The sequence below is a fragment of the Gleimia coleocanis DSM 15436 genome (genome assembly GCF_000159015.1).
Classification (GTDB): Bacteria; Actinomycetota; Actinomycetes; order Actinomycetales; family Actinomycetaceae; genus Gleimia; species Gleimia coleocanis.
Genome location: NZ_DS999553.1, coordinates 1 through 366, shown reverse-complemented (window position 1 = coordinate 366; position 366 = coordinate 1). Strand labels below are relative to the sequence as shown.

Here is a 366-nt window from a genome sequence, read left to right as displayed (position 1 = left end):
GCCTGTTGGTGATCCGGCTGCTACTTCTGGTCCTCAGGGTGTGGCTCAGTCTGCGCCGATTGTGTTGAATGGGGAGAATAGTGGTTCTTCTGTGAACTTTGTGAAGGGTTCTGCAGAGGTTAGTGGTGTGGTTAAGTCTGTTGAGCTTGATCCTGCTTCGGTGACTTTGTTGGATGCGTCTGGTTCTCCGGTGTCTGAGGTTGTTGTTCCTAATGTTGGTACTTATACGTTGAATCCTGAGAAGACGGCGGTTGTGTTTACTCCTACTGCTGCTTTTGTGGGGACTGCTCCGGCTGTGACGTTGCAGGTTACTGATTTGAATGGGTCTAAGGCAACTACGACTTATACTCCAACCACCACCCCAGT

Annotated in this window: 1 protein-coding gene; it reads left to right on the top strand. The window is 50.3% G+C overall.

Translation table 11 applies throughout. The features are described from left to right. On the top strand, window positions 1-366 hold a 366-nt coding region (locus HMPREF0044_RS07640; RefSeq protein WP_006547561.1), incomplete at both ends, for a hypothetical protein.